Annotated in this window: 10 protein-coding genes; 1 reads left to right on the top strand and 9 read right to left on the bottom strand. The window is 63.0% G+C overall.

Going from position 1 to position 14586, the window contains the following annotated elements; genetic code table 11:
• Positions 1 to 2 precede the first annotated feature (2 nt).
• Genes sppA through rluC form a run of 3 tightly spaced genes read right to left on the bottom strand, consistent with a single transcriptional unit; the run spans position 3 to position 2608 of the window.
• Positions 3 to 986 (bottom strand): signal peptide peptidase SppA, encoded by a 984-nt coding sequence (sppA, locus tag LW136_RS14765; protein ID WP_041014482.1) that lies wholly within the window; start codon positions 984 to 986, stop codon positions 3 to 5.
• A complete protein-coding gene (locus LW136_RS14770; protein WP_023446723.1) occupies positions 976 to 1662 on the bottom strand; it encodes an HAD-IA family hydrolase in 687 nt (228 codons plus the stop codon). The genes sppA and LW136_RS14770 overlap by 11 nt, the downstream gene beginning before the upstream one ends.
• Complete coding sequence (rluC, locus tag LW136_RS14775; RefSeq protein ID WP_041014483.1) at positions 1655 to 2608, bottom strand: 23S rRNA pseudouridine(955/2504/2580) synthase RluC; 954 nt, start codon at positions 2606 to 2608, stop codon at positions 1655 to 1657. The genes LW136_RS14770 and rluC overlap by 8 nt, the downstream gene beginning before the upstream one ends.
• Before the next feature lie 558 nt (positions 2609 to 3166).
• Between rluC and rne the strand changes: the two genes are divergently transcribed.
• Positions 3167 to 6301, top strand: coding sequence for a ribonuclease E (gene rne / locus LW136_RS14780; RefSeq protein ID WP_192871754.1), 3135 nt, complete (start codon positions 3167 to 3169; stop codon positions 6299 to 6301).
• A 442-nt stretch (positions 6302 to 6743) separates the two neighbouring features.
• Here the strand turns inward: rne and LW136_RS14785 are convergent, their stop codons facing one another.
• The 6 genes from LW136_RS14785 to LW136_RS14810 form a co-directional block, all read right to left on the bottom strand.
• Entirely contained in the window at positions 6744 to 8126 is a 1383-nt protein-coding gene (locus LW136_RS14785; RefSeq protein WP_034018616.1) for an IS1380 family transposase, read from the bottom strand.
• Between the two features lie 348 nt (positions 8127 to 8474).
• On the bottom strand, positions 8475 to 10184 hold the full coding sequence (locus tag LW136_RS14790) for an ABC transporter ATP-binding protein (protein WP_234173167.1): 1710 nt from the start codon (positions 10182 to 10184) through the stop codon (positions 8475 to 8477).
• Between the two features lie 121 nt (positions 10185 to 10305).
• Positions 10306 to 11538, bottom strand: a complete 1233-nt coding sequence (gene spt / locus LW136_RS14795; RefSeq protein ID WP_207858642.1) for a serine palmitoyltransferase — start codon at positions 11536 to 11538, stop codon at positions 10306 to 10308.
• The gene (locus LW136_RS14800) at positions 11522 to 11806 is read right to left on the bottom strand and encodes an acyl carrier protein (RefSeq protein WP_230697866.1); all 285 of its coding nucleotides are present in this window, start codon (positions 11804 to 11806) and stop codon (positions 11522 to 11524) included. The genes spt and LW136_RS14800 overlap by 17 nt, the downstream gene beginning before the upstream one ends.
• 11 nt (positions 11807 to 11817) lie before the next feature.
• Positions 11818 to 12729, bottom strand: a complete 912-nt coding sequence (locus tag LW136_RS14805; RefSeq protein ID WP_207858641.1) for an NAD-dependent epimerase/dehydratase family protein — start codon at positions 12727 to 12729, stop codon at positions 11818 to 11820.
• Positions 12730 to 12731: 2 nt separating this feature from the next.
• Positions 12732 to 14474, bottom strand: a complete 1743-nt coding sequence (locus LW136_RS14810; RefSeq protein WP_207858640.1) for a fatty acyl-AMP ligase — start codon at positions 14472 to 14474, stop codon at positions 12732 to 12734.
• Between the last annotated feature and the right edge of the window lie 112 nt (positions 14475 to 14586).

Below are 14586 nucleotides of genomic sequence, written 5' to 3' on the forward strand. Positions count from 1 at the left end.
TGCTATCGCAACACCGGCCCCTGCACCCCAACCAGAACAGCCAAGCGTTCGGCGACGCCAGCACCAAGTTTCTTGGTAAAACGATCCAGCGGCGACTCTTTGACAGTGAAGTCCACCAGCTCGGGCTCACCAATCACCTCGCGCGCCACATGCGCCGTACTTCCCAAACCATCGATCAGCCCGAGCTCCAATGCCTGCTCCCCAGACCAGATCAGACCTGAGAACAACTCCGGATGCTGCTCCTCCTGAAGGCGATCGCCGCGACCACGCTTGACGCTGTCGATGAACTGCTGATGGGTGGTAGCCAGCACGCCTCGCCAGAACTGGGTCTCCTCAGGTTTTTCCGGCTGGAACGGATCCAGAAAAGCCTTGTGCTCACCCGCCGTATAGACACGCCGCTCGACGCCGAGCTTTTCCATGGTATCAACGAAGCCAAAGGTGGCCGCGGTTACACCGATCGACCCCACCAGACTGGACTTGTCAGCATAAATCTCGTCCGCAGCGCTAGCGATGTAGTACGCACCCGACGCCCCCAGATCGGTAATCACCGCATAAACCTTGATGGCCGGATATTCGCCGCGCAAACGCCGGATTTCGTCATATATATAGCCCGACTGCACCGGACTGCCCCCCGGGCTGTTGATTCGCAGCACCACACCCTTGGTATTGGCGTCCTCGAAGGCCGCCCGCAAGGCACCGACGACGTTATCGGCGCTGGCAGGCTCTTCATCCGCGATCATGCCGCGCACATTGATGACCGCCGTATGACTACCCTCCGCGCCCTTGCTGGAACCAAACTGCAGCGCCGGGGAAAACAGTACCAGCGCGCCGAACAGGTAAATGAAGGTCAATAACTTGAAGAAGATACCCCAGCGCCTAGCGCGCCGCTGCTCCTGAACCCCTGCAAGCAGCGTCTTCTCCAGCAGCTTCCAGCTATTACGATCACCCTTGGACTCGTCTACCGGAGCCTTCCACTCATCCGACATTTGCATTCACCTCAGAAACCGCCAAGGAGCGCAGCCAATCACCAAGCTCCGAAAAATGATTGATCGCAGTGCGCGGCTTGCACTGTTGCAGGATGTGCAGTGGTTGTGCGCCATAAGCGACAGCTACGCCATCCACACCCGCGCGATGAGCCATCTGCAGGTCAAACACCGAATCACCGACCATCAGCGCCTGCTCCGGACGAGCACCGCAGTGAGAAAGAATCTGGTGGATCATCAGTGGATCGGGCTTGCTTGCCGTCTCGTCCGAACAACGGGTGATATCGAAGAAGTCCTCCCACCCCTGCCCAGCCAAAACGCGATCAAGGCCGCGACGCCCCTTTCCAGTCGCGACAGCGAGCATATACCCGGCGTCACGGAACTCGGATAGCGCCTTGGCGACTCCCGGATAAAGAGCCGAAGGCTGGGTCTCCAGGGACAGATAATACTCGCTATAGCAGTGACGAAAATCCTCGATCAGCGCGACATCCGCCTGATCCGGATACAACACGCCAATCGCTTCCGGCAAGGCCAACCCGATGATGCCTTTGACCGAGGCATCATCGACCTGCGGCAAACCACAATTTTGCGCCGCAACATGTATCGACTCGACAATACGCCCGATCGAGTCGACCAGCGTGCCATCCCAATCAAATATCAGAACCCGGTACTCACTCACCGAGACGCTCCAGCGTTCGCGCCCACATTTCGTCGACGGGCGCCTCCAGGGATAACTCACCGCCATCAGACAGCGGAACCTTCAGCGCGTATGCATGCAGGAACAATCGCTTGCCGCCTAGTTCGCGAATCTCGCGAGTGAACTCCTCATCACCGTACTTGCTGTCGCCGGCGATGCTGTGCCCGGCATGGCGCGCGTGCACACGAATCTGGTGCGTGCGACCGGTAACTGGCTTGGCCTCCACTAGCGTTGCGAAGTCACCGAAGCGACGAAGCACGCGAAACAATGTCAGCGCTTCCTTGCCGTCCTCGGTCACCTCGACCATTCGCTCACCAGAGCGCAACGTGTTCTTCAGCAACGGCGCATTGACCTGCTTCTTCGAGGTTTCCCAGCGACCACGCACCAGAGCCATATAACGCTTGTCTACACCGTCACCGCGCAACGCCTGATGCAGATGGCGCAACATGCTGCGCTTCTTGGCGACCATCAGCAGACCGGAGGTATCGCGATCCAGTCGATGCACCAATTCAAGCTCCTTGGCATCAGGGCGCAGCTGCCGCAAAGCCTCGATCACCCCGTAGCTGAGCCCGCTACCACCATGCACAGCTATGCCGGCCGGTTTATTCAGTACGATGAGCGCCTTGTCCTCGTGCACGATGGCCTTTTCCAGCCTTTCCAACAGCCCTTGAGCAAGCGGCTCAGGCTCGTCGCGCTCGGCCAGGCGCAGCGGCGGCACGCGCACCAGATCACCGGCTTGCAACTTGTACTCAGGCTTGATGCGCCCTTTGTTCACACGCACCTCGCCCTTGCGCAAGATGCGGTAGATCAACGTCTTGGGCACGCCTTTGAGCTGGTTGCGGAGAAAGTTATCAATGCGCTGGCCGGCAAGTTCCGGCGCGACCTCGAGTATTTGCACACCGGAGGTCTGGGAGGGGGTATTGGTCATCGCGGCATCATATCAATTTTCATGGAATTGAAGCACTTAAACATTGCTGTTATAGTCGCGAACGCCGCCAAAAGCGGTCAGGTCCAGGGATGCCAGCGATACCGCCAACCCAGACCGGCAAAAAAAATGTTCTAGGACGTGAGGCCGTCCGACGGAGCTTCCCTCAAGTAGCGGAGAAGTTGCGAAACAAGCCTTGAAGACATGATGCGTGCCCCCTATGGGAATCGCGATAATCGACAACCCGCTCCCCGGATTCTGCGAGCGGCACCCGATTTTCAAAGTATGCGTGTTGGGTGGAGATGCACAGCATCGGATTGCGTAGCAAAGGCTTTCACAGACGCTTCATTCCGTCCGCTACCGATGCCTGATTCCTCCTCCCGAACCATTGCTTCTGTTCCGACAGCAAGCAGGAGACGTCGTCGCGACGCCGGCCCATTTGGCCGCACATCGCTGGACACTGGAGTGCTTTACAACCATTCCTGACTCACCTGACACCGACCGCGAGAGTCGTGTGTGCCGAACGCCGTTTCCGGATGCCACGGAAACCGACGGTACTACATGAAAAGAATGCTAATTAACGCAACTCAGCCCGAAGAGTTGCGTGTCGCACTGGTCGACGGCCAACGTCTGTTCGATCTGGACATCGAATCAGGTGCCCGCGAGCAGAAGAAAGCCAACATCTACAAGGGCAAGATCACTCGCGTCGAGCCCAGTCTCGAAGCTGCTTTCGTCGACTTCGGCGCCGAGCGCCATGGCTTCCTCCCCCTCAAGGAAATTTCTCGCGAATACTTCAGCAAGTCGCCTGAAGGCCGCGTGAACATCAAGGACGTCCTGCGCGAAGGCCAGGAAGTCATCGTTCAGGTCGAAAAAGAAGAGCGCGGCAACAAAGGCGCTGCACTGACCACCTTCATCAGTCTGGCCGGCCGTTATCTGGTCCTGATGCCGAACAATCCGCGTGCTGGTGGCATTTCGCGCCGCATCGAAGGTGAAGAACGCAATGAATTGCGTGAAGCCCTGAACGGTCTCGATATCCCCGCTGACATGGGTCTGATCGTCCGCACGGCAGGCCTGGGCCGCTCCAGCGAAGAGCTGCAGTGCGACCTCGACTATCTGTTGCAGCTCTGGACCGCAGTCAAGGATGCGTCCCAGGATCGCCCCGCGTCATTTCTGATCTATCAGGAATCCAACGTCATCATCCGCGCCATCCGCGACTACCTGCGCCAGGACATCGGCGAAGTGCTGATCGACAGTGTCGAAGCACAGGACGAGGCATTGAGCTTCATCCAGCAGGTGATGCCGCAGTACGCCAGCAAGATCAAGCTGTACGAAGATTCCGTACCGCTGTTCAACCGCTTCCAGATCGAAAGCCAGATCGAGACGGCCTTCCAGCGTGAAGTAAAACTGCCTTCCGGCGGCTCCATCGTCATCGATCCGACCGAAGCACTGGTATCCATCGACATCAACTCGGCTCGCGCCACCAAGGGTGGCGACATCGAAGAAACCGCCCTGCAGACCAACCTGGAGGCGGCCGAGGAAATCGCCCGCCAACTGCGTTTGCGCGACATCGGCGGACTAATCGTCATCGACTTCATCGACATGACCCCGGCCAAGAACCAGCGCGCAGTCGAGGAGAAGATGCGCGAAGCACTGGAAGCCGACCGTGCACGTATCCAGGTCGGCCGTATCTCGCGCTTCGGTTTGCTGGAAATGTCCCGCCAGCGTCTGCGCCCCTCTCTGGGCGAGACCAGCGGCATCGTCTGCCCACGCTGCAACGGCCAAGGCATCATTCGTGACGTCGAATCGCTGTCGCTGGCGATTCTGCGCCTGATCGAAGAAGAAGCCCTCAAGGACCGCACCGCCGAGGTTCGCGCCCGCGTGCCGTTCCAGGTAGCAGCATTCCTGCTCAACGAGAAACGCAACGCGATCACCAAGATCGAGCTGCGCACCCGTGCGCGCATCTTCATCCTGCCGGACGATCACCTGGAAACGCCGCACTTCGAAGTTCAGCGACTGCGTGACGACAGCCCAGAAATCATGGCAGGCCAAGCCAGCTACGAAATGAGCCCGACCGAGGCCGAAGAAGCTCAGCCGGTCAGCTCCACACGCACCCTGGTTCGTCAGGAAGCGGCGGTCAAGACCGCACCGCAGCGCACCGCACCGGCGGCAGCCGCCGCAGCGCCAGCCGAAACACCCGTTGCCGCGCCGGTGCAGGAACCAAGTCTGTTCAAGGGCCTGATCAAATCCCTGGTCGGACTGTTCGCAGGCGAGACGAAAGAACCGCAGGCCACAGCCGAAGTCGAGAAGAAGCCCGCCTCGCCGCGCCCGCAGCGCAATGACGAGCGCCGCAGCGGACGCCAGCAGAACCGTCGCCGCGATTCGCGCGGTGGCCGTGATGAGGAGCGCAAGCCGCGCGAAGAACGCCAGCCCCGTGAGGAGCGCCAAGCTCGCGAGGAGCGTCAGCCCCGCGAAGAGCGCCAGCCGCGCCCACCACGCGAGGAACGCAAACCCCGTGAACAGGCCGAAGTTGCCGAAAGCCAGCCGCGCCGCGAGCGAGCCCCACGCGAGGACCGCAAGCCCCGCGAGGAGCGTAAGCGCGAACTGCGAGCACCAATCGACGAAGCTCCGATCGCTGTAGCAGCAGAAGAAGAGCAGCCCGAGCGGCAACCACGCGCCCCGCGCGAAGAGCGCAAGCCGCGCGCCGAACGGCAAGCCCCGGTAGCCGCCGATGAGCTGCTGCAGCAAACCGAGGATGCGAACGAAGCCGAGGACGCCCAAGACTCCAACGAGGGCAGCGAAGGCAACGACGGCGACCGCCCACGCCGCCGCTCCCGCGGCCAGCGTCGTCGCAGCAATCGCCGTGAGCGTCAGCGTGACGCCAACGGTAACGAAATCGACGAGGTCGACGAGAGCAACGCCCCGGTGAAAACCGAGGAAATCGCCGTCGCAGCAACAGCCGCCGCCCTGGCCGCGAACACCGCCGACACCGAAGCGGCTCCACAGGCCAAGCTCGCTGATGACGCCGTGATTCAAACCAGCACCGATGGTGTAGCGACGATTGTCGAGCATGCGCCAAGCGTGGAAAGTACGGACGAGCAGCGCACTGTGGCCGAGCAGTCGATAGCTATCGAAGCTGCAGACGAGACATCGACACACGCTGCCGAAGTTGCGCCGAGCGAAGCACCACAGGTCGTCCAAGCCAACGACACCCCACAGCCTGCCCCGGAGCCGGTGGTCGAGAAAGTCGAAGTCGCACCGACCCTGGCGCCAGTGCTGACGCCTAGCGGACGCGCGCCTAATGATCCGCGCGAGGTCCGTCGCCGTCAGCGTGAAGCCGAGCGTCTGGCCAAGGAAGCGGCAGAAGCCGACGCCAAGGCCGCAGCGGAGCAACCTCTGGCCAGCCCGGAGATCGTCGCCAGCGAGCCAGTCGTCGAAGCGCAAGTTGAACAAGTTGCGGAACCGGTGCCTGCCGACGCCCAGCCTGAGCAGTTCGCCGAGCCAGTCACCACCCTCCACGAGCAGCCGCTCGCCGAGGCTGACGAGCCCGCCGAACAAGCACAGGTGTCGACCGCTGAAGTAGACGAGCAGAAGCCAGAAGCACCGACAACTGAGGAAGTGGTTCAGCCATCACCCCAGGAGTCGGAACAAGCTGCAGAAGGTGACCAGCCAGATAACCGTGAGAAGCCGCAAGGCTAAACACCGCTGGCCTAAAAAAGGGATGCTTCGGCATCCCTTTTTTTTGCATTGTCCCGTCCTGAATAAGGTTTACACCTTCGTCTTATTCATCGAGAGAACGCTCATGGCAGAAGGGGTGCGGCGCAGTCAGCAAGGCTATTCACTGCCCCATCTCTCCCCGAAAAAGCCGTCACTGCAAGCTTGAGAAGCCGGACCGGCTGCAGGTCGAAATTGAGCTCGCTTACATCCGACGCACATCGCAGGTTCTGCTTGGTTGCCGCGCTAGCCCGCATTTCTCACAGCCCTGCGCATTGGGCCGTTTTGACGGACGCAGGTCGTCGCAGGTGGCGCAGGCTGCCGACAGCGCTGATTTCGGGCAAGCGCCTGCGAGCGCGCTTGAACAAGGCGCTTGCGGCAGGGTGGACGGGGTGTGATGTGGAGGGGGACGGTGGGTGTGCGGCTGTCAGCGCGCCGCGGCGCTCAAGACATCGAAGGCGTGATCGAACACCTCCTGCTGCGGGAAGGCCGAACTCATGGCCACTTTGACCCGGCGCACGCTCACGGTGATGACCGCGCCGATCTTGAGCAGCTTCAGGCGGATGCTACCGGCCGTGGCCTGGGCCAGTTCGGTCCCCGACAGCGCCAGCCTGCGCAGGCTTTCGAGCAGCACGTAGGCGAACGAGGACAGCCACAGCCGCAGCTGGTTGCTGCGCAGCGTCGCGGTGGAGGTGCGGTCGGCGAACAGGTCGAGCTGACACTCCTTGATGCGGTTCTCCATCTCGCCGCGCGCGCAGTAGAGATCCTCATACAGCGCCTTGTCCGGCCAGTCCCCGACCGCAAGCGTGGTCACCACGAAGCGTGGGTTGGTCTTGCCCGGCAAGGCCTCGGCCTTGGCCACCACCCGGCGCTCGGCGCTCCAGCTTTTCCTCGTGCGGTAGTGCAGTTCCTGGAACACCCGTGCCGGGACTCCCGTCGCTTCGCACTGCGCCTGGGCCTGCCGCAGGCTCGGGCCGATGGCCCGGGTCAGGCGCGCGTTGCGCGCCAGTCCGAAGACATAATCGACCGACTGTGCTTCGCACCAAGTCATCAGGTCATCCCGGCAGAACCCCGAGTCGGCGCGCAGCACGATGCGCGTGTCTGGCCAGCGGGCGCGAATCTGCTTGACGATGCGTTGCACCTCTTCCAGCGCCCCGGCGGCGCCATCGACGTTGGCCGGGCGCAACTTGGCGCACAGCAGGTGACGGCCGCAGAAGATGTACAGCGGCAGGTAACAGTAACCCCCGTAGTAGCCGTGAAAGAACCGGCCCTCCTGCTGCCCATGCAGCGGATCGTCGGTGGCATCCAGATCCAGGATGATCTCCTCTGGCGGCCTGCGGTGGGCGTCCAGAAACAGATCGACGAACAGATCCTCGATCATGCCGGCCTGCGGCCGGATCTTGTGATAGCGCGAACTGCCCTGCGCCTGGAAGCGCTCCAGCCGGTTGAGCGTGCTCTTGCCGGCCAAGGGCGCACAGCGCGCACGTCCGGACTGCAGCTTGCCGATCACCGCGCCCAGCAGCGGGTCGTGGCGCAGTTGCTCGTGATCGTTGAGATCCTCGTAGCCCAGCGCGATGCCCATCACCCGCTGCGCCACCAGCGTGCGCAGCGGAAACTCCACCGCCTCGGGCATCCGATCGTCCTGGAAACAGCCGGCCAGGCGATCGAACAACCCCACCGCTTCATCGGTTTGTTTGAGCAGCAACGCGCCGCCATCCGAACTCACCCGACCGCCATCAAATCCGGCTACCACCGCGCGCCGCCCCACCCCTGAAAACGTGTACTGCTTCGGATTACACTGTGTCTGCATCGGGCCGCTCTCCGTTGTCGCGCTAAATCGTTCTTTGCACAACAATTTTCGCGCATCCGACGGCCCGGTGCATCTCTTCCTGTGAGAAATGCGGGTTAGCTTTGAATTCGGTTGTCCTTGGTCTGTCCCGGAGCTGCGGGAGTTGGCGACGTTGTTGAGAGAATAGGAGCAATGGCGGCGGTGCCTGCCGTAGGTAGGCCACCTGACCCCGCACAGACACCTAAAATCGACCTCTCCTTGTGTTCTCTCCAAGCGCCCTGTTCCTTGCACCGGTCGGTGGTTTCCCTCGAGGCAAGCTCAAGAGTTCTCCATGGGCTGCTGCTTTGCGCGTGAAGCACGGCAGGCCGTCTATTCGGAGCTGAACGCCCGCTGAACGAGCTCGCGATTCACCGACGCGAGCTTGCCTTCGCACAGGCGGAACACTTGATCGGCAACATTGACGAGTGCCGGTCTGTGGGACACCGCAATGATGGTGATAGCCGGCGTCAGTCGTCGAAGGGTCTGGCTGATGGCTTCCTCGGATTCCGGATCGAGCGCACTGGTGGCCTCGTCCAGGATAAGCAGTCGCGGGCCGTGGGCGAGCGCACGGGCGATGGCGATCCGCTGTCGCTGGCCTCCCGAGAGCTTGCCGCCCCGCTCGCCGACGACGCTGTCCATACCGTCGGGCATTCTCTCGACGAACTCCCAGGCGCCGGCCTGCCGCAGAGCACCCTCGGCCTGCTCCCGGGTCAGTGCGGGATCACCCAGGGTGACGTTGGCCAGCACGCTGTCATGCAGGAGAAGGGTGTCCTGTGGCACGTAGCCAATGAAACGCCGCCAGCGCCGGCGGTCCAGTGTGTCTATCGGAACGCCATCGACGAGGATCCTGCCAGCTTGTGGCGCCAGCAACAGGCTGAGCAGGTCGAGGATGGTGGTCTTACCGGCGCCCGAAGGGCCAATCAGGCTGGTGAAAGTGCCCACTTGAAGCCGAAGATCGACTGTATCCAGAACCAACCGGTCGCCATAGCCGAACGACACCCCCTCGAAGACGATCGCCTGCTCCAATGTGGGCTCACGCTCGCCGCCCCGAGGCTCAGCATCAGCCGTCGCCGTGTCGATCGCGCCCTGCAGCGCCCAATAGGCGGCTTCCTGCGCGGCCATCCGGTGGTAGCGTTGCTGGGCCTTGTGCAACAGGCCGAGGACGCGCACCACAAGAAAGATCAGCACCATCACCGATGAAAGCGGCAACTCGAATACGATCAGTCCGGCGTACAGGCCACCGGCTGCCAGCATTGCCAGCATCGGTTCCTGCAAGGCCCGTAGGGCCTCCCGGCTCATCACCTCCCGCTCCATAGCGGTGTTGAGTTCCGCTGCCTCGCGGCGCAGCAGCGAGTCGGCGATGTCCTCTCGCGCCATGGCCTTGAGCGGCTTGACCGACCCCAGGGTATCGGTGAGGCGGGTGAGCAGTCCGCGCATCAGTCGGGTCTGGCTCTTGCCCGCCTTGCGCGAGGCCGTGACCAGCCGGCGCAGGGCGACCAGCAGGAACAGCCCGAGCAGCAGCGAAATCAGTGTGGCGGGCCAGGATACGAAGAGCGCGATGACCGCATAGACGAGGGCTTGAATGACCAGCGCCACCATGTTCGCCGCATGCTCGTAGCCCGTGGACGCGCGGTAGGCTTCGGTGGCCACCGCATTGGCCAGGGCTCCGGCGGGCTGGCGCAGGTAATACTCCCAGCGGCTGCCGAGCAAGGCGCGGATCAGCGCCAGCCGCAGGTCGGTGGCGACGTGCGCCACGGTGTAACCGACCTGGCGATTGCCAAGCAGCACCAGTGTGCTGCTGGCGGTCATTCCTACCACGATGATGACCAGCATGGTGACGATGGTCGGCTCCAGGCCCACCGCATGCAGCGCGTCGATCACCTTGAGCGAAAAGCCCGAATGGGTCTGGTCGCCGAGGGTGATCGACAGCAGCGGGAGCAAGGTGGTCAAGCCGACCCCTTCCGCCAGGCCGGCCAGCAGCAGGCTGACCAGCATCAGGGCCGTGCGCGTCGGATAGGCGCGGCCGAAGGCGAAGAGCATGCGCATGGTCAGGGCTCGTGGCGTTCAGGTGGCACGGCGGCGGCGGGCGACCCAGGTGCCCGGTCCTTGCCCGTCCCGGTTAACGCCTGCCTTCCGTGCGTCGAGCCCCCGGTAGCCACTGTCAAGCCAGGCCGCCCGTATGCACGCGATGATCGGTCACCGCAGCCGCTGGCGGCAGGCGATCGCGCAAGCGGGCGAATGCCTGGATGATGCGATCGATCTGCTCGCCGCTGTGGGCCGCGCTGACGCTGCAACGAACCAGCGCCTGGCCGCCTGGTGTCGCCGGCGGCAGCACCAGGTTCACGTAGACGCCCAGGTCGATCAGGCTCTGCCAGAACGCCATGCCTTCCTGGGCGGAGCCCAGCAACACGGCGATCACCGGGCTCGGCTCCGGGCCAGTGCGATAGCCAAGGCCGGCCAGCCCCTGGTAGAGGCGCTGCGCATTGGCCCACAGGCGCTGGCGCAACTCGGGGCGGGCCTGCATTACCCGCAGCGCGGCGCGCACCGAGGCGATCGACGCCGGGGACGGTGAAGCGGTGAAGATGTAGGGCCGGCTCGCATAACGCAGCAGTTCCATGTCGCCATGCTGGCTCGCGGCGAAACCGCCGATCGCCCCGAGGCTCTTGCTGAAGGTGCCGAGCACGATGTCGACATCGGCCTCGACCCCCAGCTCCTCCGCCAGGCCGCGGCCGTTGGCGCCGAGCACGCCGACCGAATGCGCCTCGTCCACCAGCAGGTACCCGCCCAGCCGCCGCTTGACCTCGGCGATCTCGCGAAGCGGCGCACGGTCGCCGAGCATGCTGTAGATGCCCTCGACCACGATCAGGCACTCGCGCGCCCGTTCGCCGAGGCGCAACAGGCGACGCTCGAGGTCGGCCGCATCGTTGTGGCGGAAACGGATGACCTGCGCGCCGCCCAGCCGGCAGGCGTCATAGATGCTGGCGTGGCAGTCCGCGTCGAGCAGAACGATGTCTGACGGCCCCGCCAGGGTGCCAATAACCCCAAGGTTGGCGAGATAGCCGGTGGAATAGACGATCACCGATCGGCGCTGCATGAACTCGGCAAGCTCGGCCTCCAACGCTATGTGGCTGCCATAGCTGCCGTTTGCCATCCGCGACCCTGTCGTGCCCGTGCCTTCTTGCGCCAGCGCCTGCTGCCCGGCCTGGATGCAACCGGGATCAAAAGTCAGCCCCAGGTAGTTGTTGGTGCCGGCGAGGATGACTTGGCGATCACCGATGCGGCCTACAGTCGGCGAAAGAATCTCGTCGATGCGAGTACCGAAGGGGTTCAATCCGCTCTGCCCCAGCGCAGCCCGTTCCTGGGCCAGCTTGCTGAACTTATCGAACAGCGCCATCTGCATGCTCCATCAGGGTAAAAACGGCTTGCGCCAGTTGGGCAGGCGTACGGACGTCGGTCAGCACATTGAGCGGTATCGAAATATCGAACTCATCCTCGAGCTCCATCAGAAGGTCCATGACCTTCATGGAGTCCAGCCCAAGCTCATCGACCAGCGCGATGTCCGGTCGAACCTCGGTCCCGGGCGGGGCAAGCCGGCGGATCTGGAACAGGAGCCGCTCCAATATTTGTTGCTCGGCGATCATCAATAACCCCTCGGCTTTCATCGGTGGCTCCTTCAGAACAGTCGTTCTTCAAGGGCCTTGTTCAGTGTTGTCTGTGGATGCCATCCAAGCGCTTCCCGCGCTGGACGGCTGTCGCAGGACCAATCAGGGTGAGCCAGTTCGCCAACCTTAGACAAGGTCAACATGGGCGAGTAGCGGCCAATACGCGCCAGCGACATATTGATGTGGGCAATCGTCTTCAGTAGCCCGATGGGAACCGCGACGCAACGGACCGGCCCATTGCGTACCCGTGCTGCAATGGCCGCAATGGCGCTCCAGTTATATCCGCCTGGGTGGCAATCATCCAGCTCATAGGTGGCCGGCGGGGCCGGCGCGGCTTCGAGCCAGCAGACCGCGGCATCGGCCAGGTCGTCCACGTGCAGGAAGCTGAGCCGGGCACTCGAACGGCCCAGCGCGAATAACCAGCCGCGCATCAGCCATTCCAGCAAGGGGCGCACGTCACGGTCGCCCGGCCCGTACACGGCGGTGGGCCGGAAGATCGTCACGGCGATGTCGCCGGCGGCCTGCCTCACCTGCGCTTCGGCCTCGTACTTAGATAGCGCGTACCAGGAGAGCTGCGGGTGTCTGGCTGCCAGCGACGAGATTAGGAGAAACCGCTCGCACTGCCCACCGCGCCGTGCCGCCTCGATCATTCGCAGGCTGCCCTCGACATTGGTTCGAAGAAAATCTTCCTTCCGCCTGCCGCGCACCGCGCCGGCACAATGGATGACCGAGTCCGCCCCGGCAACCAGCGCAGCCAGCGCACCGCGGTCCTCCAGCGTGCCGACTACCCATTCGACGCCATCAATCGGCGGCTGGTGCTGGCGGCTCAATGCGCGCACCCGTGCGCCTGTACGGACCAGCCGCTCACGGAGCACGGTTCCAATGAATCCGGTCGCCCCAGTCAATGCTACGGTTCGCGGCACAGTCAGGTGATCGCCAGGCTCAGCCCGGAATCGGCCGGGATCTGCCCGAGAAAACGTTTCCTCGCTTCTGCACGCGACGGCTTGCCGGAAGATGTTCGCGGCAAGGAATGCGGCGGCACCAGTTCGACAGTCACCGTGATGCCGATTTCGGTGGTGATCAGGCTAATCAGGGTACGGACCAGCAGATCGCGTTTTTCCGGCTCGGTGACGCGGCACTGCACCTGCACCACTACAACAGGATCCGGCTCTGCCGGAACGACAAACGCGATGGCGTCCCCAGGGCGGATCTCCGGCCGCGACTCGACCAGGTACTCGATATCCTGCGGCCAGATATTGCGACCCCTGACGATGAGGACGTCCTTTTGTCGACCGGTAACGAATAGCTCGCCCTCGCTGAGGTAGCCGAGGTCGCCCGTGTCCAGCCAGCCACCGGTATCGATCACCTTGCCGGTAGATGCCGGATCCCGATAGTAGCCGGACATGACGCTCGGCCCCTGCAGCACCACATGGCCCACATGCCGCTCAGGCAATACCTTGCCCTGCCCATCACGAATCTGCAGCCGGTGTCCGGGAAGGACCGGACCGCAATTGACAAAGCGGCTAGCCTGCTCGCCGGCAGCGGCCGCCACTGCGACTGAGCAGCGTTCCATCGCCCGACGATCCACCGTCTCCACCCGCACCCCGCTATTGCGGCGACCGAAGGTGACCCCGAGCGTGCTCTCCGCAAGCCCATAGCAGGGAAGGAACGCCTTGCGATCAAACCCCGCCAGTGCGAACTGCTCGGCGAAGCGTTCCAGCACCTCGGCTCGAATGGGCTCTGCACCGATGCCGGCGATACGCCAGCTGCTCAGGTCCAGTTGTTCGGCGTCGCTGGCCCGGGCCCTGCGCACGCAAATGTCGTAGCCAAACGGCGGGGCGAACGAAATTGTGCCTCCATTTTGGCCGATCAGGTTCAGCCACTGCCTGGGACGCATGGCGAAGTCCTGGGTCCGCAAGTAGTCGACCGAGAGTTGCGATGCCATTGGGCCAAGGACGAATCCCACCAGGCCCATGTCGTGATAGAACGGCAGCCAGGATACGCAGCGATCCAGCGGACTGACGCCCAGGCCATGCTGGATCATGCCTTGCAGGTTGGCCATCACGGCTCGCTGAGTAACAACGACCCCGCGCGGGAAACGCGTGCTGCCAGAGGTGTACTGCAGATAGGCGATCTCGTCGGGGCGCGAGGGGGTCAGCTCGACCTGCGGTACCGGCTGTGACTTGAGCTCGCCGACCGAGCCGATAAAGGCGAGCCCTGCAGGCGCCGCTTCCCGAGCCAGAGCGAGGAGTTCCTTCGGGGCGAGGACAGCGCTCGGCATGCAATTGGCGAGCATCCCGCGAAGCTTCTCCACGTACGGCGCGCGATTGCCCATTCCGGACGGGATGGGGAGCGGAACGGGTACGAAACCGGCGTACTGACAACCGAAGAACACCTCCATGAAGCCTGGTTCGGTGTCTGCGATCAGCGCCACCCTGTCACCTCGCTGAAGACCCAGCCCGCGCAGCTGTCTGGCGATCGCCTGCGCCGCCCGGCGCAACGTCGCGTACTGCACAACGGCAGTGAGACGGCATCGGCCATCGTAGAAATTCAGCCCAGTATGCCCGAGAGCGGCGTAATCGAGAGCGTTTGAAAGCGTGGGGAAATCTGCGAGTCGCTGGGGTAGCGCATGTCTAGTACAGGTTGCAGACATATAAAGTTCAGCCATCAAACGGTCCTGATAAACGCAACGGCAATCCGGCAGCGCAACTGTCGACAGGACTTGTCTCCGAAAAAAGTGAAACGAGCGGGATTGGATCGGAAAAAGGTCTGAGCCAGTT

Origin of the sequence: Stutzerimonas kunmingensis (assembly GCF_021432085.1) — a bacterium.
Taxonomy (GTDB): Bacteria; Pseudomonadota; Gammaproteobacteria; order Pseudomonadales; family Pseudomonadaceae; genus Stutzerimonas.